The sequence below is a fragment of the Pedobacter aquatilis genome (assembly GCF_030409415.1).
Lineage (GTDB): Bacteria > Bacteroidota > Bacteroidia > Sphingobacteriales > Sphingobacteriaceae > Pedobacter > Pedobacter aquatilis.
The window spans coordinates 192,820-217,987 of the sequence record NZ_JAUFPW010000034.1 but is presented as its reverse complement, the minus strand read 5'-3'; the positions used below and the strand labels follow the sequence as shown (position 1 = coordinate 217,987).

The window sequence follows — 25,168 nt, the reverse complement described above, 5'->3', positions numbered from 1 at the left end:
AACTGTAACAATAAACCAAACGTATGAAAAAAACCTCTACTTTATTAAGGCAATTTATACCGGCTTTACTCCTACTTTTTATAGCATTTTCAGCTCAGGCACAATACTTTGGGCAAAACAAAGTAAGATATAAAAAACTAGATTTTAATGTTTTACAAACACCGCATTTTGAAATCTATTATTACATCAAAAATGATAACTTGCTAAAAAAGTTTACTCAGGATGCGGAGACTTGGTATAAAATGCATCAAGAAGTATTCAGGGATACTTTTTTAAAGAAGAATCCGATAATACTTTACAATAATCATCCTGATTTCCAGCAAACTACTGCACTTAACGGAGAAATTGGTATAGGTACAGGTGGTGTTACCGAGGCTTTCAAAAACAGGGTTATTATGCCTGTTATGGAACTTAATAACCAAACCCGTCACGTTTTAGGACACGAATTGGTTCATGCGTTTCAGTACCATGTTTTATTGGAAAAAGATTCTATTAGCTTAGAAAATGTTGGGCAAACGCCATTGTGGATGGTTGAGGGTATGGCCGAATATTTATCAATTGGTAAAAAAGATGCCTTTACATCTATGTGGATGCGTGATGCAATGCTGAACCGCGATATACCCTCACTAAAAGATTTAACAAACTCGAATAAATATTTCCCTTATCGATATGGTCAGGCATTCTGGACTTACATTGGTTCACAATATGGAGATACAACGATAGTTCCTTTGTTCAAAAATACGGCTAAGTACGGCTACGAAAATGCCATCAGGTATACATTTGGCTATGATGATAAAACACTTTCCGGTTTATGGAAAAACGCAATTGATGAGCATTATAAGCCAATGTTAAAAGCAGATAGTTCACAGATTAAAATCACCGGAACTAAGATTTTAGATAATAAGAATGCAGGAAATATGAACGTTGCACCTGCCCTTAGTCCTGATGGCAAATTTGTGGCATTTATGTCTGAAAAGGATTTATTTGGCATTGATTTATTTTTAGCAGATGCAAAAACGGGGAGAATTATCAGAAAACTGACCAGCCAAATTTCAAACGGGCACATCGATGATTTCAACTTTATAGAATCAGCTGGAGCTTGGTCGCCAGATAGCAAACAATTTGCTTTCAGTATTTTTAGTCGCGGCAAAAACCGGATGTTGGTTGTTGATGTAAGCAACGGCAGTACGGTTTTAGAAACTGAAATGGGAGATGTTAGTCAATTTGGAAATTTAACCTGGTCACCAAATGGAAAAGACATTGCATTTTCGGGAATGGTTGAAGGCCAAAGCGATATTTTCTCCTATAACTTAGATTCGAAGAAAGTGACCCAATTAACGAATGATGTTTATTCAGATTATGCACCGTGTTATTCTCCAGATGGAACCAAACTAGTTTTCTCATCAGATAGAGCAGCAATCCAAAGTAATAATATCACAGCAGTGCATCCAATAAACTTGGCGGTTTACGATATTGCGGCAAAAACGATTAGCAATCTCAATGTTTTCGCAGGTGCTAATAATTTAAATGCGCAATTTTCTCCAGATAGTAAAAGTGTTTATTTCCTATCGAACCGAGATGGTTTCAGAAATCTTTATAAATATAGCTTTACGGATAATACTGTTGATCAATTAACGGATTATTTTACCGGAATAAGTGGTATAACAGAATTTTCGCCAGCCATTTCCGTATCGCAAACTAATGATATTGTGTACAGTTATTACCGTTACCAACGCTATACTTTATATAATGCAAACCTAAATAGCTTTAAACCTAAAAGGATAAATAATCAGGATGAAAATTTCGATGCGGCTATTTTGCCGCCGATGGAAAATGTCGGTGTAAATATCATCAATTCTAACTTGATAAACTTTGATCGATTTGAAAAGATAGTCTCAGATTCGATGCGAACTGTTCCTTATCGCCCAAAATTTAGATTAGATTATTTAGCAAATAGTGGTGTTGGCGTTTCTACAAGTAGATTTGGAACCGGTGTACAAGGTGGTATCGTTGGTATGTTCAGCGATATTTTGGGTACCAATCAAATTATAGGAAACCTATCTGTAAATGGTGAGATATATGATTTTGGAGGTTTAGTTGGTTACATCAACCAAAAAAGTAGAATAAATTGGGGTGTTGCATTATCACATATTCCTTATGTATCAGGTTTCAATTCTTACGCAAACGAAAGACTCCCTTCTGGTAACGGAACAATCGATGTAATCAATCAACGCACAGATATTATTAGAACTTTTGAAGATCAGGTTCAGATTTTTGGTGCTTATCCATTTAGTAAAATTCATCGATTTGAGCTTGGTGGAGCATTTTCTCATTACAGTTATAGAATTGATAGATACAGTAATTACTATAACAATACTGGCTTTTATGTAGGTTCTGACAGAAGCAGGGTTTCAAATGAGCAATCAACACAAGATTATGGTGTGCCGTTTAATTCGTTTACACTATATCAATTAAACGCTGGTTTTGTTGGTGATAATTCGATTTTTGGTTTAGCTGCACCATTAGATGGTTTTAGATATAGAGTTAGTGCTGAAAAATATTTGGGTACTTATAGCTTCGCTGGTGCTACCGTAGATTTAAGAAAATACTGGAGACTTAAACCTATTACTCTAGCCGTTAGAAGTTATAACATGCTAAGAATTGGAAAAGATGCAGACAGATTATATCCACTATTTTTAGGTTATCCGTACTTGATAAGAGGTTATGAATCAAACTCAATTTATAAAGCGACTACTCAAAGAGCCGATCAATCTTTCGATATTAATCAGTTAAGTGGAAGTAAAATGGCTGTATTCAATTTTGAAGTGAGGTTGCCTTTTACAGGACCTAAAAAATTATCAGCAATTCCATCTAAGTTCTTATTCTCTGATTTAAACTTATTCTTCGACGCGGGTGTTGCTTGGACTAACGATACAAAAGTTGCCTTTAAAAGTGAACCAACTTATGTTACAACGCCAATTATTGGTGTAGATGGTACACAAACAGGTACTTATCAAGCCACTACGGAACGTGTTCCTGTAATGAGTGTTGGTTTATCATTAAGGGTAAATGTATTCGGCTATTTTGTATTAGAACCTTATTACGCAATACCTTTCCAACGTAAAGATGTTAAAACCGGAGTTTTCGGTTTGACGTTTGCACCTGGTTGGTAGGATTTATAAAAAACACATTAAAAAAAATCGCATCCGAAACAGATGCGATTTTTTTATGCTCAAATATTTATGATAAACTCGTGAAAGATAACTTAACCTGATTGGTTACATTTCTGTGTAACAGGATATTTTCAAAGTCTAAGCCGATTGTTAAATCAATCCAATCCGGATTACAAGAACGTACCAAACGCTCCTTTTGAACCCTTGTAAATCTACTTACTAACTTAAATCTGCTTAAAGCCTGTTCTTCAGTTTTAAATTCTTCGAAATAAACCAAACGGGTTAGTTGCTTTCCATTATCGAAAAATAAGTTCGGCATCTGCTTGTAAAAATCTAATGTTTTAATCAAATCAGAACTCATGCCAACATGCATACTAGTACGGTTTCTGTCGGTAACGATGTAAACAAACTTTTTCATAATAACGTATTTAAAAATTAAAACTAAACTATTTAGTATACCCTCTTGCAAATCAAAATAATATTACTAACTTTATGAGCATAAAATTACTAACTATTTTAGTAATTCCAAATTTATTTTAAAATTTATTTTTATGTCGAATATTTCAAATAACTTAAAGTACCTAAGGAAGAAAAAAGGCCATACACAGCAGCAATTTGCTGATATTATGGAAATTAAAAGATCGCTTATTGGTGCTTACGAAGAAGATCGTGCTGAACCAAAATATGACTTACTAAAAAAAATAGCAGAATATTTTGATTTGACTATTGATGAATTCATAAACGAGAAAATATCTGATAGCTGGAAGCCGAAACCTAAAAGCCAGGGTTCAAATCTTCGGGTTTTAAGTATTTCTGTAGATGCAAACGATAGAGAAAATATAGAGCTAGTTCCTGTAAAGGCTAGCGCAGGTTACTTAAATGGTTTTTCCGACCCTCAATATATAAGTGATTTACCTAAATTTCAATTGCCAATTCCTGCATTAAGACAAGGTACTTTTCGTGCTTTTGAAATTATGGGCGATAGTATGTTGCCTGTACAGCCTGGTAGTGTAATTATTGGAGAATATTTAGATAACTGGAACGAAGTTAAAACTGGTGAAACTTATATTATTATTAGTAAAAATGAAGGCGTTGTATATAAACGTGCCGGTAATCGTTTCAGAGAAAATAAAGATTTGAAATTGGTTTCGGATAATAAAGTTTATGATACTTACACAATCGCTGCTGATGATATTTTAGAAATCTGGAGCGCAAAAGCATATATTTCTACATCGCTTCCTGAACCTGCACCAGACCCAACGATGGAAACCTTAACGCAGATGATGGCGCAAATGCAGAAATCTATTTCACAACTAAATAAGAATTAACAAATTTTAACAGTTAGCGATTAAACCGTTTTCATGTTTTAGTATCTATTAGAGAAAACACATAAACATGAAAAAAATAATTTTAACTATGGCAATTGCAGTAATGAGTGTTACTGCAGTTTTCGCACAAGATTCGACAAAAAGAGTAAGAAGACCAATGCAAAATTTAACCGTTGAGCAAAGAGCTGAGCGTGCAACTACTGCAATGGAGAAAAAACTTAATTTAACAGCAGACCAAAAAACTAAGGTTTACGCTATTGAATTAGATAGAGCTAAAAAAATGGATGCTTTTAGAAAAGAAGATAAATCTGCAATGAAGGATAAAATGAAATCAAGAAAAGCAGATATGGAAGCTTCAAAAGCACGATTGGATAATGTTTTAACAGCAGACCAGAAAACCAAAATGGACGCTTTTAGAGCCGAAGCAAAAGAAAAAGGAGAAAAAATGAGAAAGGGATTAGGAAAAGGTAGAAAAGATAAAGCTCCTGTTGTTTCAAATCCACCAGCTCAAGGCTAAAATAAATTTTAATAAAAAAAGCGTTCCGGATATTCGAAACGCTTTTTTTTTATTTGTAGCAAAAGTTATTTTAAATAATCTGTTGAGTTTAGAAAATCTGCCCAAACTTTATAACCTTCTGGTATAAGATGAAGTCCATCTTTAGTAAGTTCAGCTCTCAAGTGATTATCTTTATCTATAAATTGCGAATATAAGTCTATTACTGTTACATTTTTTGCTGCAAGCTTCTTTATCTCAGCATTTAACCAAAGAATGTGTTCGTCTTTGCCATAATGATTTTTGAACTTATCAAATGTTCTATTTACTGGCAGAAGCGTATTAAAGTATATTTTCGTTTTTTTAGACCCAGTTCTAATTCTTTTAACGATGGTTTTGTAGTTTCTTAAAATCACACTATCTGGTACGTTTCTCGAAACATCATTAATTCCAATGAGAACAAATATTTTAGCTGGCTTACCATCAATAATATCTTGAAGTCTATCTAAAACCCCAAAAGTTATATCACCTGAAATACCTCTGTTTTTTGCTTGAGGTAAATTTAAAAGCTTGGCCCAATCTGTTCCTGCAGTTATACTATTTCCTAAAAATATATAATCTTTCTTTGATTTTGGTTCAGCTTTGAATTTTGAAACCAATTCTACATATTTTCCTGGTCGGTATGTGCTGTCCCAAGTTACGGTTTGAGCACATAAATCACCTAAAATGAAAACATTAAAAAGTATTAAAGAGATTAAGATTTTATAGGAAATCGTTTTCATATTTTATTTTGATTGAATTAATAAATCAGGATAATCAGAGATGATGCCATCAACTCCAAGCGCTCTTAAACCTTTCATATCTGCCACCGTATTTGCTGTCCAAGGGATAACTTTCACATTATCTGCGTGAGCTTTTTTAATTAAATCCTCATTAACCATTTGCCAAACCGGACTTAAAATAAACGGTTTATAACCCAAATCTGCAATGTTTTCCTCGTAAGTTTTTTTATTGGCAACCAAAAATGATGTTCTTACGTTTGGGTATTTTTCATGGATAATTTGAATTGTTCTTTTATCAAAGGATTGAATAACAACATAAGGCGTTATGCCTTTTTTCTCGACAACCTCTATTAAAAGCTTAACAAAAACTTCAGGTGCAGGGTTAGTAACTCCATCTCCTGCAGGGCTACATTTAGTTTCAATATTATAAAAAAACTGTTGTTTTTTATTTGCTTTGATATCTTTTTGAACGGCATCAATTAAATCTGATAATAAGGGGATGTAAGATTTCACTTTCTGCTGATTCGGAAAACCCGATAAATCTTTTGAACCTAAATCGAATGCTTTTAAATCCTTATAATTCATTTGAAACACCGGATATTTTTTGGAATCTGATACAGGAATATCTTGTCCATCTGGCGTACGCATAAACCCCGGACTTAGATAATCATCATGCGTTACTACAACTTTTCCGTCTTTAGTAATGTGCGTATCCATTTCCAAAGTAGTTATACCATCAATTTTCATGGCATTTTGCATGGCTAGAATTGTATTTTCTGGCCATAAGCCTCTCCCACCACGATGTGCTTCTGCACTAAACTTTGGAAACTCAGCAACTTGTGCTGATGCATTTGCTGATGCGATTGCAAATATAGCAACCACAATTTTTTTTGAAATTTTCATCTTTTGAAATAAGTTAAGCTTTAAACTCGGCTTCAAATTTTTCTCCAAAACGATCTGTTGCAACTACGTTGATATTTTTTACTGAAGGTTCGAAATGTGCTACAAACAAATGTTCGGTTTTACTTGGCTCCGGGAATGTTCTTCCGGCAGGTAATTTATCACCCTTGTATAAACTTACTGATAAGGGATCGTAACCTTTTTGCTGTTCTAACATACCCATTGCCTTTCCATCAACAAAATATTCTACTTTCCATTCAGGGTCCCAATTCCAAACGTTTGCAATCAAGCGCTTTTGATTGGTTAAATCATCAACATAAATATGAACCTGCTCTTTTTTGCTTAAACCTGTTGGTTGATAGTACCACTTTAAATTTGTTCCATCAACCTCATAAACACCGTAACCTCGTGGCGTTCCATCTTCACAAATTGGTCCCGTCCACCAGGCACCACAAACTGCACCATGATTATGCTCAAAAATACCGTTTGTAATTACATTTTTATTGTAATGCGTATGGCCAGACATGATGTGAACGTTAGTAAAACCATTTAAAACGGCATAAAAATCGATGTTGTTTTTTACTGCGTTATGTACCGGAATATGAAGATTGATAATAAGCAAGGCATCTTTTGCAACATATTTTAAATCTTTAGCCAGCCATTCTAATTGCTGTTGATTGATGTAACCATCATAATTACGTTCCGTTCCCAAATAACGAACATCATCTAAAACAACATAGTGTGCCTTACCCCTGTTAAACGAATAGTATGTGGGACCATAATGCTCTTGGAAGGTTTTATCCGATGTCTCATCTCCGCCCATTCGGTAATCCATGTCATGATTACCTAAAGCTTGAAAAAACGGAATGCCCATTTTCGCTACCGCAGTATTGTAGTCGGCAAAAAGTTCGTGGTTATCCCAAACAATATCACCAACCGTAATGCCATGAACCGGTATTTTCGGATTCATTGACTTGATTGTTTTTATGGTGTCAGGCACAGATGTTTCCATCATTTGCGCTACATCCTTCTTGTTTTTAACCTGTGGATCTGCCCAGATGATAAAGTTATGCTGGTTATCGTTTTGCTTTAATGGAATTAATTCGAAGTTTAAATCCGTTTTACCAACTGCACTTTCGTAATATTTAGCTATGTGGCTTTCGGTTTTAAATTCGTAACCGGATGGTGTACTAATCCATACAAATTTTGCAAGCGGATTAATATCAATTGTGTACTTACCAGATTTATCGCTTTGTACAACATTAAAACCATCAGAAACGACAACGCCGCCAATTCCTTTTCCTTTGCTGGTTATTTTACCCGAGATTTTATTTTCTAATGATGTTGATGAAAACGGAAATGCTTTAAGGCTTACAAATAATGTTGTACCTAATAATGCCGATTTTTGAATAAAGGATCTTCTATTCATTATGTTTCTTTTAATGAGCAAGCCACCCTATTGGATGGCTTGCTTGTGTTTTATTAATTTGTTATCGTGGTAAATCCAACTGCCTGTTCTATGGTAGATAGTGGTGATGTAGAAGTTAAAACAACATTGGTTGCCGTTCTACCTGTACTCCAAATACCAGTTGTGGCATTGTAAACGCCACCAAGCATAGTGAAGTTACTGGTGCTTGGGAAGCCGAATTTATTTGTATTGGTACCTCCACCGTAAAATGCAACAACCTTTTTGTTTTGTATGGTGCTGTATTTATCAGTGTTTGTAATTCTATATCCAACTTCTGGTGGTCCGGCTGAATAAACAGCACCGTTGCCTCCATACATAATTACATCTAACGGTATGGATGTACCTGTTACGTTAAGCCCATCAAAAACGGCAATACCAGCTACGTTACCACTATTTGCGAGTAAGTTGGTGGTTGCAGTTCCAAAACCATCCCCATCAACAGTTGCGTATTGTTTACTTACAATCCATGCTGCAGAACTAATATCTGTCGAACCTGCTCCCCATATTACTTTATTGCCACCCACGTAGCAGAATTGACCTTTTTTAATTGTTCCGGAATTGATATTGAACTTATAAGTTCTGATACCGCCCAAAGCCCATCCAGTTGCCGGAGCTGCTAAAATACCTGCATTATTACAAACAACAACAGAAAATGGTGTTGAAGCAAAATTGATATCTCTTGTGGCCTTAAATTGTATGTATTCATAATTTGCATCAGTACTTGTAGGGTCAGTTAAATAACCGGTAATAATTAATGCCGATGGTTTAATCTCAGGTAATGCAAAAATATCATCAGTTGTTCTTGGCCATAATTGTATCCCTGTTGCGCTTGAAAAAGCAATTCCTGTATAATCTGCAAATGGAACAGATTCTTGTTTTGAATAGCTTGCAGTAGCTTCAGTATGAATGATTGCCGTTCCGAAACCATCGCCAATTGTTTTATTTCCTGTATAAACATCACCCTGTGCAGGTTCTGGATTCATTTTACCTTTACTAATCGTAATTAAAGTGCTTTCGTAAAAACTTGGTCTTGAGGTTAACATACCAGTATTTACAGCTCTGACAATTATTGCTCTACCGCTGGCTTTTTTCTCTATACCAGCTGCTGCAACACCATCAATCTGTAAATTACCATTTACTCTTTTTAATGTAGAACCTGTAACCCTTACATGAACAGAATCTCCTGGAATATATTTATTGGCTTCAGCGCCAACGTTAAATGCAATTCCTCTTAAAGAATCTATTCCGTTACCAGCTATTCTACTGTTCTGCACAAGTAATAACCCGCTTGGAAGATTTCCACTAGCCTGATTTGAAACGACTATGCCTTTTATAAAATTTGCGCCGCCCAAGTTATCCTCATTAAGCTGTAAATCAGACCCTTTAAAAAGCTTACGCAAATCGAAATTTGAAATATATGGGCTTACGGTTACTTTGATATAATCTGTATCACGTTTGCATCCCATCCAAGTGCCAGAAATAATTACCAAAGCACTAAATAATAATATTATCTTCTTCATATTGTTTTATATATGATTAAGGTTTTTGCCACCAAACAAGTGTATTGATGTCATCAGCACCTTGCGATGCAACAGCATTTTTATAACTTGTTGGGTTTGTTGATTGTGTAACTAATGGATAATTTAACCTTGCAGGCATTCTGCCGCCGTTTGCAAGACCTGTTCCTTTCGGGATAAATGGGTGTCCGCTTCGGCGATACTCAATCCATTGTTGAAAATCGACTAAGAATAATGCGTAATATTTTTGAAGATGGATAGATTGCAGCTTGCTTGGCGAATTATTAACAGTATTATTTAATGGTAAACTGTTGTTCCATTGAATATCTGCAGCAACTACATAAGCTGTCAATGCTGGGTCGCTAGCCGAGGAGAATAAACTAGGTACCCAATAATTGATGGCATCTGCAATACCTTTCATATAATAGCTTTCTCCTGTTCCGGTTATCCAGCCTCTTGCGGCTGCTTCTGCTAATATAAAATCAACTTCAGCGCAATTCATTATAATACCAGTATTTGCAGCAGTTTGTAAAGTAACACCTGCACTTTGAGCATCAGAATAAAAATACGATTGTTTAAGAACTGACGTACCTGAATCGTAACCACTTGGTACACCAATTAATCCGGCCGGGCCAGGTGCTATTCCAAAACGACTCACACCATTCACGCCATAAGTGCCGTTTACACGTGGATCATTCCAAATGGCTAAATTACCGATGAAGAAATCTGTAATTGCAGGCGTTCTAAAATCTACAGCTCTAACATTAATCATAAATGGAGATGAATAAACTGCTGTACTGCTATTTGTTCCATTCCAAAGAATTTTAGCCGTATGCGTATTATTTTCCATTATTGGATAAACAGTCTTATTCGTGTCAGCAATTTCTTTGATTTTGGCAATTACCTGTGCACTTACATCGGCTTTGCCAGAGATGCGAAGCAATAATCGTAAATAAAGAGAATTACCAAACCTTCTCCATTTACTAACATCGCCTTGGTAAACTGGATCACTACTTGCAACTATAGATGTTCCCTCCGACAATAATTTATTTGCTTCTTCAAGTTTCGTAAATAAATCGAGGTAAATATCTTTTTGCTTATCAAATACAGGTTCATAATTACCTTCTTTACCTTGGTTCGCCTGAGAATATGGAACATCACCATAAACATCAGTTAGCAATTGGAAAACCCATGCTTGTGCAATTAAAGAGATTCCTTTGTAAGAAGCGTTTAGAGATTCAGGTTTATTAGCAATTGTGTAAATATCTCTCAAATTGGTTAACTCAGGATACCAGTTATTCCAAGTGTAATCCGCCCAAGTACGCCTAACATCGTACCTAAAAACCCTTCCTTCGGCATCGTTGATATCAACCGTAACTTGCATCAACTCATTGTTGAAATTACGGTTGCGAACCATATTTGCATTTAATATATTAACTAATGAAGGTGCCAATAATTGACTTGCCTTAACCGAAGATTTACCAATTGGATCGGTATTTACTTCATTAAAATCTTTTTTGCAGGAGAAAGTAGATAAACTAATTACGCCCAGCAATATATAATTGGTTATTTTATTTATAGTTTTCATGATATTTCAATTATAAGCCAACAACTAAACGTACACCATAAGTTCTTGTAGATGGCAACTGACCTGTTTCAAAACCTTGAACAATGTCTGTTCCTGAAAGCGTTCCAAACTCCGGGTCGAATGCTGGCCACGGCGACCAAATGAAAAGGTTACGGCCATAAGCTCCAATCGTCATTTTTGAAAAGCCTATCCTTTTTAAGAAATTAGGATTGAAAGCGTAAGTAATATTTGCTTCTCTGAATTTTAGATAATCGGTTCTGAATACGCTGCCCTCAGCTTGGTCTGAACCATAAAGAGAAGTATAAAAACTTTCTAAGTTTGTGGCAACAACATCATTCGGACGGTAAGTTCCGTTTGTATTTTGAATAACACCATCTCCAACAACGCCATTATACCTACCCGGTAAAGTAAGACCTAACTTACCCAATGCTGCCATCCTTGAAAAAGTAAGTGAATGTGCAACAGCACCTAACTGAGCATCAAATAAACCGTTAACGCTAAAACTACCATAAGTAAGTGTAGAACCAAAGCTAAACCTGAACTTTGGCATTGTATTGCCAAGATAAATTAATCCAGCGCCTGTTTTAGCATTTCCAGTTGTCGCATCGTAAACAATTTGTCCATCTGGAGAGCGTAAATAGCCATTTCCATATAAATCGCCCATACTGCCACCAACATTTGCAACAATCTGTCCGCCGCCCAAAGCACCAGTTCTCAATACAACAGAACTATCTGCAAGCTCAACAATTTTATTCCGATTAGCGGTAAATGTTCCGGTAAGCTCCCATTTAAATTTACCGGCTTGTATTGGGGTTCCGTTTACAGCAAGTTCGATTCCTTTATTTTCAACCTTTCCAACGTTAAATACAGCAACATTATAACCTGTTGCCCTATCCACAATACGGCTAAGTATTTGATTTTTAGTATCACCCATATAAGCGGCAAAATCAAAATTTAAACGGCTTTTAAACAATCGTAATTCTGTACCAACCTCTATTGTAGTCGTTTTAAGTGGCTTTAAATTTGGATTTGGTAAAATCGTCGGGTTTGCCATTGCACTATCCGGATAAATACCATTTGAAGCAAGATTATAGTTGTACGCAGTGCGATAAGGTGTTGTTCCTCCGCTTCCAACCTGCGAAATCGAAGCCCTAAGTTTGAAGAAGTTGATTTGGCTTGGCATTTTCCACAAATCCGAAGGTACAAATGATACACTTGCTGATGGGTAGAAGAAGCCAACATTATCTGTTCTGAAAGGCGTAGCCAATGTACTGCTCCAATCCTGACGACCGGTTAAATCCAGATATAAATAATTTTTATAGCTGAAGGAAATAGCAGCATAAAAACTATTGATTCTGTAACGTGCTGTATCAGGAACGGAAACCAACGGACTTGCATTATTAGTTAAGCTGTAGTCGCCCGGCACAACCAATCCATCAGCTCTAAGTTCTGATTTTTTGTATTCGTTGCGCATCTGGCTTCCACCAACGTTCGCATTCATCCTTAAAGATTCAGTTATTTTCTTATCGTATTTTAATAAGAAATCGGCATTAATCTCATAAGAGTTAATATCTTGAACACGATAAGAACCCTGTGCAAATTTGTTTCCTGCAGCATCATAAGGGCGTTGGGTTTCTCTTATATCGTGGTTATAATCTATCGAACCGCGAACCAATAAACTCAATTCATCTGTGAATTTATAATTAGCTTGTAAACTACTTAGAGCACCATTTCTACGTTGTTTATTTAAATATTGCTCCGAAATTGCATATGGACTTTCAGGGTTTGTTGTTGTGATGTTTACAAACTGCGTACCTACTTTGTCAACTGCCCAGTAATCTCTGTACCAATCTGTATTCACATTCGGTTGCGCAAACATAAACCAATACATTAAAGATTGGTTTCCATATCCTGTAGCTGGTAAATTATCACTATGCCTGTTATTATAAGCAATTTTAAAATTGATACTTAGCTTTTTAGTAACATCAGCATTTGCTGAAAAAGATGCCGATGTACGTTCTAAACCAGTATTCGGTACAATCCATGAATTATCTCCGTGACTTGCTGAGAAACGCATACCAACCTTTTTATACGTTCCATCTAAACTAACAGAGTTAGAAGATTCAAAACCAGTTTTGAAAAAAGCATCAACCGGATTTTCATAAGCTACCCAAGGCGTTCTTGTTAAACCTCTGGTTTTGGTTAACGGGTCGTATTGGTAAAACATTCCACCATTAGCAAATGGCGCACCCCAACTTGCACTTGTTCCGTTTGTACTGCCGCCGTCTTCTGTCGTTCCGTAAGAAAAGTATGAAACTCCAAATTGTCCTTGGCCGAACTGATTTTGAACATCCGGACCTCTGCTCACTTGCTCCCAGGTACTGTTTGATGTAAATGTAATATTAAGTTTTTTACTGTTTTTGCTTCCAGATTTTGTAGTAATGATAATTGCACCATTTGCTCCACGCTGACCATACAAGGCCGAAGCGCCAGGTCCTTTTAAAACGGTTACACTTTCTATATCATCAGGATTTAAATCGTTTAATGCCGAACCGAAATCTGGAGGCATAATATCTCCTGAAGTACCGTAAACGCCGCCCGAAGAGGCTGCCGTTCTTCTGGCAGAACTACTTGCCACTACCCCATCAATTACAATTAGTGCTTCGTTATCTCCTGTTAAGTTATTTTCACCACGCAAAATAATTTTATTTGAGGCAGCCGGCCCACTATTTCGCACTAAGTTTAAACCTGCAACTTTACCAGATAAGGCATCTGTCCAGTTACTGGCAACTGCATTTGTAAACGCACTGCTATCAACCTTTGTTACTGAATAACCTAGCGCTTTTTCCTCACGCTTTATGCCTAAAGCGGTAACAACTACCTCATTTAATTGACTCGATGAAGATTTTAGTTTTAGGAGAACACTGTTGTCATTGTTGTTGAAAGTTCTGCTGACTGATGTATAACCTAACATGTTAAACAAAACCACCGTTCCTTTTTGAACAATGATTGAGAAATTTCCGTCATTGTTGGTAGTGCCAAGTACTCGTTTATTGTTATCGCTAATCGTAATACCAATAAGTGGTTGATTATCATCCTCATCAAGTACTTTACCTTTAATTGTTATGGTTTGTGCTGGTTGCTGTGCATAAAGCATTTCATTAAAAAATGGCAACGCCAATAACATTAAAAGCAATGTTTTTATCCAGAAGTTTGAATAAGTTGATAATGATTGTTTTTTGAAATCATCCGGACTACTTTTTCTTGCAAAGAAGATGCAATGAAATCCTGATTTCTGTTGAGTAAAAGTTTTGTTCATAAAATGTTTTAATCCGGTTAGTGATGATTGTAGGTATAGTTATTTCGATTTATTTCGAGCCGGATTGCCGGCAAAATAAGCCTATCAACATTAATTTAATATTAACTAACGGTTAACAATACAAAGTTCCAGATAAATATATTGCGATTTGTTAGTTTTATATTTCTTAATGTTTCGATAATAAAATTATAAAAACAAATCGAAAGTAAAAACAATTTATATTGATGTTAAAAATTTATATGGTAATGAATTAATAACGCTTGATACCTAACATTATCTTAACAAGCAAAAATCTACTAAATATATACCTTTTTTGGCTTACAGATAGATCGAGGTTTATTTATGGAGATAAATTTATGCTGGTAATAATTTTGTTACCAATTCGATATTTATAGATTACGGTAGAAATGTATATAAATAATATTACGAAAGCTTATGGATTGTAACATTACTATATATCATAAAAACCGAAAGAGAAAGAAATATTATTTGCTAGATTTTTTGTAATCTAATACATATTTAAAGTAAATATTACGGAGCGAAAATGCACGTTCTAAAACAATAAGGAGTATTACCGGCAATGCGAGTAGTTCTAACATATTTAAAATATAAAAAACATAAGCTGAAATCAGTATTAACCTCAAGCATTCTAAATAGTAAATCCACTTTCTTTGCTCTAAAAGTGCTCCTATATTAATTAACGTTAGTAGTATAAAAATTAAAATAGCAACATTATCTAAAGCAGAAATCTGTTTATAAAATAATGTGGTAATCGTTAATAAACCGATAACTAGAATTAGCTGAATATTTAAGTACGCTTTAAATTTAATAGGGCTTGATGATAATTTCTTACGTTGCAGATATTTTTCCTCTAAGTAAGGTCTTATATCTTGGTCCATTAAAGCCGGACTACCAAAAACTGCCACCCATTTTGCCTTAAGTCCATCTGCCCTTTTATAAGCCTCAATAATTTCTAGATAGTAATGAAAGTGTTGCCATAAAAAACTATAATTTTTAATAGGATGAGTTAAGCCATACTTAGGAGGTTCTTCTTCAGTTTGAAATGTTCCAAATAGTTTATCCCAAAAAACAAAAACATCACCATAATTCTTATCCAAGTATTTCTCATCTGATGCATGGTGCACACCATGAAGCGATGGCGTTATAAAAATGTGTTCCAGCCAACCTAATTTACCGATAAGCTGTGTATGTGTAAAAAAAGAGTAAGCACCATGAGCAAGCAAAATCGTTATAATCATGTTTGGGTGGAAGCCAAGAAATGGTAAGGCACACCAGAAAACGTTTCTAAAAACCGCCTGGATAGTGGTTATACGAGCGGCAGCTGTCAAGTTAAATTCTTCGCTTTGGTGATGAACAATATGAGCAGCCCATAAAAAATTAATTTCGTGCCCAAGCCTATGGTACCAATACCAAACTAAATCTGTAGCCAACAATAAAATTAACCAAACATACCACTTGTTCGTAATACCAAAAATGGCGTAATTGTTATAAATCCAATAATAAACCTGATAAAAACTGGCCGCAATAAATAGATTTAAAAGACGCTCTGCTACGCCTACGCTAAAATTTGCCACTGAGCTTTCGTATTTAAAAACCGATTGAAGTTTTCTATGTTGAGCAATTTTATATTCAATAAAAACGAACAGAAAGAAAGCAGGTATTGCAAAAGCCAGATAGTTTACTTGCGCCATAAATCAACATTAATTTTTTAGATAACGCTACAAACTTAAAAATATTCTACTAATTACATAGATTAAATAGGGTAAAACAATTCTTTTATCCTAATTTATTTTTGCGGTTTTAAATTATTTATAGAACTTCGATTCCAACAAAAAGCAAAGTTATGGCTACAAAAAAACAAGCAGTAAATAATAATATTTTATCTATTGATATCGGCGGAACGAGCATTAAAACAGTGCTTTTAGATGATAGCGGAAACATGTTATCAGAATATTTAAAAAGTAAAACGCCCGATGGCGCTACACCCAAAGATATTGTTTCGGGAATTATTGAGTTGATTAAACCCATTCCAGATACTTTCGATAGGGTTTCTATTGGCTTTCCAGGCTATGTAAAAAATGGAATTGTTAAAACTGCGCCCAACCTTGCTAAAAACAAATGGGAAGATATTGATCTAGCGCAAAGAGTAGCAGATGCTTTAAAAAAACCAGTTAGGCTTGTAAACGATGCCGACCAACAAGGGCTTGGCGTTATTGAAGGAAAGGGTTTTGAAATCGTTTTTACTGTAGGTACAGGCTTTGGTACTGCGTTACTTTTTGATGGAAGTTTGCTCCCACACTTAGAGTTAGCTCATTTCCCCATCAATAAAGAAGAAGATTACGACGATTATATCGGCAATAAAGCTTTTGAAAAAATTGGTACAGAAAGATGGAATAAACGTTTAAAGAAGGTCATCGAAATTTATAAAACAGTTTTTAATTATGATACCTTATATATAGGTGGTGGAAACTCTAAACACATAGATTTTAAGCTAGATACGAATATTAGAGTTGTTACTAACCGTGATGGTATTAAAGGCGGAGCTAAATTATGGAAGCTGAATGATGGAAATAATATTACTACAGTAAATCCTTCGAAATAGCTAATTTAACACTTGATTTTTATTACAATCATTTAACAACATAAGCGCAGATATTAATTTGTAAACCCTAATTTTGGGTATAATAAAAGAAATAAAAAATGGCAAACAGCGATTCAAAGCAATATAAATTAGGAATGATTGGTTTAGGCACAATGGGCCGTAACCTTTTGCTAAATATGGCCGATAAAGGTTTTTCTGTAACAGGATACGACAAAGACCATAAAATGATTGCAAAGCTTGAAGAAGAAGGCAAAAAACATAATCTTGAAGGCTTTGATAACATTGAAAATTTCATCAGTCAATTGGCTACGCCAAGAACCTTGGTTTTACTTGTTCCGGCAGGACCAATAGTTGATAGTGTAATTGCAGAATTAAAGCCACTTTTAAGTAAAGGTGATATTATTATCGATAGTGGTAACTCTCACTTTACAGATACCAATCGCCGTGTAGATGAATTGGAGAAAGAAGGTTTGCACTTTTTTGGGATGGGTATTTCTGGTGGCGAAGAAGGCGCACGTTTTGGCCCTAGTATGATGCCTGGCGGCGATAAACAAGCTTATAATGTTGTTAAAGATGTTTTCGATGCGATTGCAGCAAAGGTTAATAACGATCCTTGCGTAACATATATTGGTCCTGGTGCTTCTGGCCACTTCGTTAAAATGGTTCATAACGGCATTGAATATGCAATTATGGAGCTAATTGCTGAAGTTTATGGAATCCTTAAAAATGGATTGGGTTATTCGAACGAAGAAATCTACAAGGTTTTTAAAAAGTGGAATGAAGGTAGATTACAATCGTTCTTACTAGAAATTACCGCAGAAATTTTTCTATTTAAAGATACTGAAACGCAAAATGATTTATTAGATCAGATTAAAGATGAAGCTCGCTCAAAAGGAACTGGAAAATGGACTTCTGAAGTTTCAATGGAGTTACAATTACCTGTACCAACTATAAACGAGGCTGTATCAAACCGCGATTTATCTAAATTTAAAAAGCTTAGAGTGTCATTAGAAGAAGCTTTCGGTAAAAAAGAATACAAAATTGATGTTTCAGTTGAGGAATTGGAAGATGCATTTTATTTTTCAATGATAAGCGCATACGCTCAGGGAATGCATTTATTGGTTCAAGCTTCTAAAGAATATCAATACGATTTGCAATTACAAGAAATTGCTAAAATTTGGCGTGGAGGCTGTATCATCAGGGCTAAGTTTTTAGAAGATATTTATCAGGCGTATGATAAAAACAACTCTTTAGAACACTTATTCGGAGATTCTGGCATTCAGGAAATCATTAAAAGCACCTTAAAAGGAACGCGTAAAACAATTTCTGCTTGCTTAAATGCAGGTGTGGGTATTCCAGCTTTTGCATCAACGCTAACCTATTTTGATACCTTAACAACAGCTAGAATGCCTTCTAACTTAATTCAGGCTCAAAGAGATTTCTTTGGTGCTCATACTTTTGAAAGAATTGATAAGGATGGTGTATTCCATGCCGATTGGAATAAACTTTCTTAGTCACACCACTCAGTTTTAATAAAACAATAAAATGAAATCAAACACCGCATTAAGTCCAACAATATTTGTAATATTTGGTGGCACAGGCGATTTAAATAAAAGAAAACTTGCACCAGCATTGTATAATTTATTTATGGAGGGTTACATGCCCGATAAATTCGCAATCATTGGTACAGGTAGAACTGAATTCACAGATAAAAGCTATAAAGATGCTTTAGAAGATGCTGTGAACCAATTTTCGCGTTCGGGTAAGGTAAAAAAAGAAAAGTGGGATGATTTTGGCAATACCATTCATTACTGCCCTACAGATTTTGCTCAACCTAAAACCTTCGAAAACTTAAAAGCTTCAGTAGAAAAATACCAAAAAGAATATGGACAAGAAACGCAGGTGATTTTTTACTTAGCTGTTGCTCCTAACTTCTTCCCTATTATTGCAGAGTGTTTACACAAATATAAGTTAACGCAAAACGAAGACAACAGTCGTATTGTTATCGAAAAACCATTTGGTCACGATTTAGAATCTGCCAAAGAGTTAAACAAACTTTTAAGTACAATCTTTACAGAAAAGCAGATTTACAGAATCGACCATTACTTAGGTAAGGAAACCGTGCAAAACATGATGGCATTCCGCTTTGCTAATGCACTTTTTGAGCCTTTATGGAATAGATCTTATATTGACCATGTTCAAATATCCGTTTCTGAACAGCTAGGCGTTGGTGATAGAGGTGGTTATTACGAAGGTGCTGGTGCCTTGAGAGATATGATTCAAAACCACTTGCTACAGCTGGTTTGCCTAATCGGTATGGAAGCACCAATTAATTTTGATGCTGACGAAATTAGAAATCGTAAGGTTGAGGTTTTAAGAGCGATGCGCCCATTTACTGCAGAAGAAATTCGTTTTAATACCGTTCGTGGGCAATATAGTAAAGGATGGGTTGAAGGTAAAGAAGTACCGGGATATCGTCAGGAAAAAGGAGTTGATGACCACTCAAATACAGAAACATTCGCAGCTGTAAAATTCCATATCGATAATTGGAGATGGCAAGGTATTCCTTTCTATTTGAGAACCGGAAAACGTTTAAATCAAACTTCATCACTAATCACCATTCAGTTTAGAGATGTGCCACATCAAATTTTTTCATCTGGCGTAACTGAAAACTGGCAACAAAACCGGTTAATTATCAGTTTGCAGCCAGAAATGAGCATTCGTATGCAGGTTCAAGCTAAAAGACCAGGGTTAGATATGATTTTAAATCCGGTTGATATGGTTTTTGACTATAAAGGAACTTATGAGGGTGATACGCCTGAAGCATACGAAACTTTGTTACTTGATGCCATGATGGGCGACCAAACTTTATTTATGCGTGGCGACCAGGTTGAGGCAGCTTGGGAATTAGTTATGCCAATTTTAAATACATGGGAAAGCAAAAAATCTATCAATTTCCCAAATTACCCTGCTGATAGTTGGGGACCAGAAGAAGCAGAAGCACTTATTGCAAGAGATGGCTTTCATTGGTTTAATTTACCGCTGAAGAATAAAGAATAAAATTTATAATCGTTGTTCGTTTTTCGTTTATCGCAAGTAACCGAAAACGAATAACGAAAAACGAAAAACATGAACCTACTTATTTACAAAACATTAGAAGAATTAAACCAGGATTTAGCCGATTATATTATAAAAATTGCTGAGGTTGCAATCGAAGAAAATGACTGTTTTAATTTTGTTTTAACTGGCGGAAATTCTCCAAAAGAGCTTTATAGAATTTTATCAATTGATTGTAAAGACAGAATTGATTGGGAAAAGGTTTATTTCTTTTTTGGAGATGAACGTAATGTTTCAAGCAATGATGAAAACTATAATGGTTTAATGGCAAAGAAAAATTTCTTTGATAATTTAAACATAGCAGAAGATCATATTTTTTATGTTGATACTACATTAGCTCCAGAAAAGGCAGCTATTGAATACAAAAAAAGCATCGATAAGCATTTTGATGGTAGCGATATCGTGTTTGATTTAGTTTTACTAGGAATGGGCGATGATGCACACACCGCTTCTATTTTCCCTTACACAGATTTGGTAAAAAATGAAGAAGTAAATGTTGCAGCTGTTTTTGTAGAAAAATTAAACACGTATAGAATTAGTTTAACTGCGCCACTAATTAATAAGGCTGAAAACATTGCTTTTCTTGCTTTTGGAGAGAATAAAGCAGAAGCTTTACTTCATGTAATTGGTAATGATGAAAAGAATTTCGAGAAATATCCAGCTCAATTGATAAATCCAATTGATGGAAAGTTGACTTGGTTTGTAGATGAAGCAGCAGTGAAATTATTAGAAGCATAAAATATGTCTGATAAAGAATTAGCCGATCTTTTAAAAGAAAAAACGGAATACACTCTTGAGTTATTCCGTTTTTTTATTGATGAATTTCTAAGTATTGGCCCGGTAGAAGTGCAAGCTTTAAAATCGATGATTGCAATAAGAACAGGGCAATATAAAATCGCTTATATTACTCAGCTTGGCAAGAACTTTATAAATGTTGTCTTCCCATTCAACGAACCGTTTGAAGATAATCTATGCTTTTTTAAAATAGCAATAGTTCCAGGAACTATCCAATACAACCATCACCTTCGATTATATTTCAAAGAAGATATTAACGAGGAAGTTTCAAGCTATATGCAAAAAGCTTATTCTGCTAAATATTTAGTCTAACTTTTCCTCAATCAATAATTTTATAATACCATCTGCCATTCCAACTTTTGGCACATAAATTTGCTTAATTGCAGTCCATTTCATTAAGGTTAAGTAAATTTCACAAGCCGGAATAATAACATCTGCCCTGTCGGGATTTAAACCTAAAGTGTTAATTCTTTCTTTTAATGAGTAACTAATCAACTTGTTATAAAGGGCATTTAGTTTTTGCAAAGACATTGGAGCACCATCTTTTTCATCAGCCATGCGGAAAAGTTTATTAATGTTGCCACCGGTACCAATTGCTGCAAGGTTTTTATAATTTTTGGTATGATGTTTAACCCAAGTTTTCATATCATCCCAGGTTTCTTCCTTATCTTGATTATCAAGCATTCTAATTGTACCGATATTAAAAGATTTTGAAGCCTCTGGAGCACCATTTACGAAAACAGAGAGTTCTGTACTACCTCCACCAACATCAATATACAAATACGTTTTATTTTGATCTAAATCTTGCTCTATGTGATTAGCATAAATAATATTTGCTTCTCTCTGTCCTTCAATTATTTCTAAATCTAATTCAGTTCTATCTTTAATTAGTTTTACAATATCCTGTCCGTTATCAGCTTCACGCATAGCTGATGTTGCACATGCTAAATATTCAGTAACGTGATAAACATCCATCAGATTTTTAAATGCAAGCATTGTTTTAACCAAATCTTCAGCTTTCTTATCAGAAATTTTATGATCTAAAAACGCATCATCTCCAAGTCGTAGCGGAACTCTGATCAACGTATTTTTTTTGTATTTGAATTGGCCATCGTGCCTGCTGATATCAGCAATTAAAAGTCTGACAGCATTTGAGCCTATATCTATAGCAGCGTATCTTAGCATATTATTGATGTTTCGTTTTTAAGTAGTTATAGATATCAACCTGAGCCCTTGTTTTTTTACTTAGTCTGTTTTTATGGTATTTGTTATTATTTAAGGCATTAATTTGTCTTGCCTTTGTATTATCTTGCAATTGCAAATCAATAATGTCTTGAATTTCTTGCTTAACATCTGGGTCTAAAACCGGAAAGCCAACCTCCACCCTATGATCAATATTTCTACTCATCAAATCGGCTGATGATAGATACATATCATTTTTACCGTTATTGCTAAAAATGTAAACTCTGGCATGTTCTAAAAATTTATCGATAATACTAACCGCCGAAATATTTTCACTAAAGCCTTTTAAGCCCGGAACAAGGCAGCAAATTCCTCTAACAATTAGCTGAATTTTAACACCGGCATTACTGGCTTCATAAAGTTTATTGATAATGCCTTCATCAGCAAGACTATTTACTTTTAATAAGATGTAAGCAATTTTTCCGGCCTTTGCATTTCTAATTTCACGGTTAATAAAGTTGGTTAAGCGAGAACGACTTTCTAGCGGTGATACAATTAGATGCTTAAATCCTTTAGTTACAGTTCTCTTGTTTAAAGTATCAAAAAGTTTTACTAAATCGTTTGTAATTTCCTTTTTAGCAGTAAAAAGGCTGTGATCACAATATATGTTAGCTGTTTTTTCGTTAAAATTTCCTGTTGCCAGGTTTGCGTAATAAACAGGCTTTTCCTTCTCTATACGTTTTACCAAACAGATTTTCGAATGTACTTTATAGTCTGTTAAACCATAATTTACTTTTACGCCTTCTTCCATTAAACGGCCAGTCCAAAAAATATTGGCTTGCTCATCAAATCTAGCTTTTAATTCTAGCACAACGGAAACCGCTTTACCATTTTTTGCCGCATTAATTAAGGCATTTATAACTTTAGAATTTTCAGCAAGGCGATATAATGTTATTTGAATTTCAGTTACTTTTGGGTCTATCGCTGCTTCACGAAGAAATAAAATAATATAATCGTATGATTGATAAGGAAGATTAATAAGATAATCTTTATGTGCTATTTTATTGAATACACTTTCCGTTCTATGTAAACCATGCACCTTTAAGGGCACAATTGGCGTGTATTCCAAATCTTTTTTTCCCACATTAGGGAAAGCAATAAAATCTCCAAATTTATGGTATCGGTTACCGGGAATCAAACTTTCTGCTTCTAATTTTAGTTTATTTACTAAAACTGTAAGCATATTAAGTGGCATTGCAGAATCGTAAAGTAAACGCATTGGTTTACCTTTTTTGCGTTTTTCAAGGCTATTTTTTAAATCATCAATAAACTTATCATTAATGTTTTTATCAATATCTAATTCTGCATCACGCGTAAGTTGAATTGAATAAGCCTCAAGGTTGTCGTAGTTAAAAACGTAAAAAATATCATCAAGACAATAACGGATAATATCTTCTGCCAAAATAATAAACTTCAAATCATTAGTTTCTGGCAAAACTAAAAACCTTGGCAAATTTGGTGGAATTTCGATTAAAGCATATTTTTCTCTAAGCTTCGTATCTTTTTTTGAAAGCTTAACAAAGAAATATAGAAAGCGATCTTTAAGCTCAGGAAAAGGCTTATCCAAATCGAGCATTATCGGAACCAGATTTGATAAAATTTTATCTCTGAAATGGTTCTTTACAAACTCACCTCTGCTAACGTTAAGCTGGGTATCATTTAAAATAAAAATACGGTTCTGAGCCAATTCGTTAATCAAAGTTGCCTGAAAAAGTTGGTCGAACTTACGCTCTTGCTTTACAACAATGTTTTTTATCTCGTTAAGAATCTTTTTCGGATTAAAGCCTAGCAGTGCTTTAGCTTTCTCATTAAGATTTGTTAAGCGGGTCATGGTGGCAACCCTTACCCTGTAAAACTCTTCTAAATTTGAAGAAAAAATAGAGAGAAATTTTATTCTTTCTATTAACGGAACGCTTTCATCAGCAGCTTCTTGTAAAACCCGTTCATTAAAATATAACCAGCTAATTTCTCTATTAAAAAAGGGTAATTTCTTCTTGCTCATTTATAAAAATAAAAATCCCTGTTAAACAGGGATGCTCAAAACTGCAAATTAATTTGTTAAATCGATGTTAATTCATAACGCGATTAATGTTAACAAATCTATTTTTTAGTATCAGGTTTGGTTACCTTTTTAGCGGCTGTTGCAACTGGTGCTGCATCTTTTTTCACTGTAGAAACCGCTTTAGCTGCCGTAGTTTTTACTTGCGCTGTAGTAGTTTTAGCTGGAGCTTTTGCAGCCGCTGGTTTAGGCGTGATCGTTTTCTTAACAGCACTTACGGAATCTTTAACCGCAGGATTTGCGTTTTTCACTGTGGCAACAGCTTTTTTTACGGTTGCTGTGGTATTGGTTTTGGCATCTGAAAGCACTTTTTCTGCTTTTTCCTCTGTGGCAATAGCACCCACTTTTACACTTTGAACAACAGGTTTTGCTTTAGAAACAGCTTTTTTAACAACTTTGGCAGCCGTTTTTTCTACTTTTGCAACACCTTTAGCAACAGGTTTTTTAGCTTCTTGCTGTTTAGTCTTTGCTGAGTGAACAAGCTCATCGATTTTTTGACCGACATCAGATTTAATTACTGTAAACTTTTTAGTTAGTTTTTTTGCAACACGTTTACTTGCCTTACCAATTTCTGTACTAATTTCCGAAGCATCATGACCCAAACTTTTAATTACTTCCAAAAACTTATCAGTAATCGATTGTTCTAGTTGCTTCTTAACCTCTTTCTTTGTTACTTTTTTTTGAGACTTAGATTTAGTGGTTTTCATATTATTTTTCGTTTTTTTGTGAGATATAGTAATTTCTACTAAATCTACTTATTTTTT

19 protein-coding genes are annotated in these 25,168 nt (G+C 34.8%); 8 read left to right on the top strand and 11 right to left on the bottom strand.

Going from position 1 to position 25,168, the window contains the following annotated elements; translation table 11 throughout:
• Positions 1–23 precede the first annotated feature (23 nt).
• The gene (locus QWY86_RS16930) at positions 24–3,173 is read left to right on the top strand and encodes a peptidase MA family metallohydrolase (RefSeq protein WP_290243760.1); all 3,150 of its coding nucleotides are present in this window, start codon (positions 24–26) and stop codon (positions 3,171–3,173) included.
• A 67-nt stretch (positions 3,174–3,240) separates the two neighbouring features.
• Here the strand turns inward: QWY86_RS16930 and QWY86_RS16925 are convergent, their stop codons facing one another.
• Complete coding sequence (locus tag QWY86_RS16925) at positions 3,241–3,591, bottom strand: GIY-YIG nuclease family protein (protein ID WP_290243757.1); 351 nt, start codon at positions 3,589–3,591, stop codon at positions 3,241–3,243.
• A gap of 133 nt (positions 3,592–3,724) precedes the next feature.
• Here QWY86_RS16925 and QWY86_RS16920 point away from each other — a divergent pair, with 133 nt between their 5' ends.
• Positions 3,725–4,501, top strand: a complete 777-nt coding sequence (locus tag QWY86_RS16920; RefSeq protein ID WP_290243755.1) for an XRE family transcriptional regulator — start codon at positions 3,725–3,727, stop codon at positions 4,499–4,501.
• Between the two features lie 67 nt (positions 4,502–4,568).
• On the top strand, positions 4,569–5,018 hold the full coding sequence (locus QWY86_RS16915) for a DUF4890 domain-containing protein (RefSeq protein WP_290243753.1): 450 nt from the start codon (positions 4,569–4,571) through the stop codon (positions 5,016–5,018).
• A gap of 65 nt (positions 5,019–5,083) precedes the next feature.
• Here QWY86_RS16915 and QWY86_RS16910 read toward each other — a convergent pair whose 3' ends face one another.
• The 7 genes from QWY86_RS16910 to QWY86_RS16880 form a co-directional block, all read right to left on the bottom strand.
• Entirely contained in the window at positions 5,084–5,776 is a 693-nt protein-coding gene (locus tag QWY86_RS16910; protein WP_290243752.1) for a GDSL-type esterase/lipase family protein, read from the bottom strand.
• A 3-nt stretch (positions 5,777–5,779) separates the two neighbouring features.
• Positions 5,780–6,679, bottom strand: a complete 900-nt coding sequence (locus QWY86_RS16905; protein ID WP_290243750.1) for a glycerophosphodiester phosphodiesterase family protein — start codon at positions 6,677–6,679, stop codon at positions 5,780–5,782.
• Positions 6,680–6,692: 13 nt separating this feature from the next.
• Positions 6,693–8,105 carry a calcineurin-like phosphoesterase C-terminal domain-containing protein gene (locus QWY86_RS16900; RefSeq protein ID WP_290243748.1) on the bottom strand — a complete coding sequence of 471 codons (1,413 nt, stop codon included), beginning with the start codon at positions 8,103–8,105 and terminating at the stop codon, positions 6,693–6,695.
• Positions 8,106–8,158: 53 nt separating this feature from the next.
• Complete coding sequence (locus QWY86_RS16895) at positions 8,159–9,664, bottom strand: DUF5689 domain-containing protein (protein WP_290243747.1); 1,506 nt, start codon at positions 9,662–9,664, stop codon at positions 8,159–8,161.
• Positions 9,665–9,680: 16 nt separating this feature from the next.
• A complete protein-coding gene (locus QWY86_RS16890) occupies positions 9,681–11,249 on the bottom strand; it encodes a SusD/RagB family nutrient-binding outer membrane lipoprotein (protein WP_290243744.1) in 1,569 nt (522 codons plus the stop codon).
• Positions 11,250–11,259: 10 nt separating this feature from the next.
• Positions 11,260–14,568, bottom strand: a complete 3,309-nt coding sequence (locus QWY86_RS16885; RefSeq protein WP_290243742.1) for a SusC/RagA family TonB-linked outer membrane protein — start codon at positions 14,566–14,568, stop codon at positions 11,260–11,262.
• Positions 14,569–15,053: 485 nt separating this feature from the next.
• The gene (locus QWY86_RS16880; protein ID WP_290243740.1) at positions 15,054–16,280 is read right to left on the bottom strand and encodes a sterol desaturase family protein; all 1,227 of its coding nucleotides are present in this window, start codon (positions 16,278–16,280) and stop codon (positions 15,054–15,056) included.
• Between the two features lie 152 nt (positions 16,281–16,432).
• Between QWY86_RS16880 and QWY86_RS16875 the strand changes: the two genes are divergently transcribed.
• From QWY86_RS16875 to QWY86_RS16855, 5 genes are all read left to right on the top strand, one after another.
• On the top strand, positions 16,433–17,191 hold the full coding sequence (locus tag QWY86_RS16875; RefSeq protein ID WP_290243737.1) for an ROK family protein: 759 nt from the start codon (positions 16,433–16,435) through the stop codon (positions 17,189–17,191).
• A gap of 98 nt (positions 17,192–17,289) precedes the next feature.
• On the top strand, positions 17,290–18,705 hold the full coding sequence (gene gnd / locus QWY86_RS16870; protein WP_290243735.1) for an NADP-dependent phosphogluconate dehydrogenase: 1,416 nt from the start codon (positions 17,290–17,292) through the stop codon (positions 18,703–18,705).
• A 31-nt stretch (positions 18,706–18,736) separates the two neighbouring features.
• Positions 18,737–20,251 carry a glucose-6-phosphate dehydrogenase gene (gene zwf, locus QWY86_RS16865; protein WP_290243732.1) on the top strand — a complete coding sequence of 505 codons (1,515 nt, stop codon included), beginning with the start codon at positions 18,737–18,739 and terminating at the stop codon, positions 20,249–20,251.
• Between the two features lie 69 nt (positions 20,252–20,320).
• Complete coding sequence (gene pgl / locus QWY86_RS16860) at positions 20,321–21,046, top strand: 6-phosphogluconolactonase (protein WP_290243731.1); 726 nt, start codon at positions 20,321–20,323, stop codon at positions 21,044–21,046.
• 3 nt (positions 21,047–21,049) lie between these two features.
• On the top strand, positions 21,050–21,415 hold the full coding sequence (locus QWY86_RS16855) for a DUF5655 domain-containing protein (RefSeq protein WP_290243729.1): 366 nt from the start codon (positions 21,050–21,052) through the stop codon (positions 21,413–21,415).
• Here QWY86_RS16855 and QWY86_RS16850 read toward each other — a convergent pair.
• The 3 genes from QWY86_RS16850 to QWY86_RS16840 form a co-directional block, all read right to left on the bottom strand.
• Positions 21,407–22,288, bottom strand: a complete 882-nt coding sequence (locus tag QWY86_RS16850; protein WP_290243727.1) for a Ppx/GppA phosphatase family protein — start codon at positions 22,286–22,288, stop codon at positions 21,407–21,409. The two genes, QWY86_RS16855 and QWY86_RS16850, sit on opposite strands and share 9 nt — an antisense overlap.
• A gap of 1 nt (position 22,289) precedes the next feature.
• Positions 22,290–24,347 (bottom strand): polyphosphate kinase 1, encoded by a 2,058-nt coding sequence (gene ppk1 / locus QWY86_RS16845; protein ID WP_290243725.1) that lies wholly within the window; start codon positions 24,345–24,347, stop codon positions 22,290–22,292.
• Between the two features lie 98 nt (positions 24,348–24,445).
• Positions 24,446–25,111 carry a hypothetical protein gene (locus tag QWY86_RS16840; protein WP_290243722.1) on the bottom strand — a complete coding sequence of 222 codons (666 nt, stop codon included), beginning with the start codon at positions 25,109–25,111 and terminating at the stop codon, positions 24,446–24,448.
• Positions 25,112–25,168: the final 57 nt, after the last annotated feature.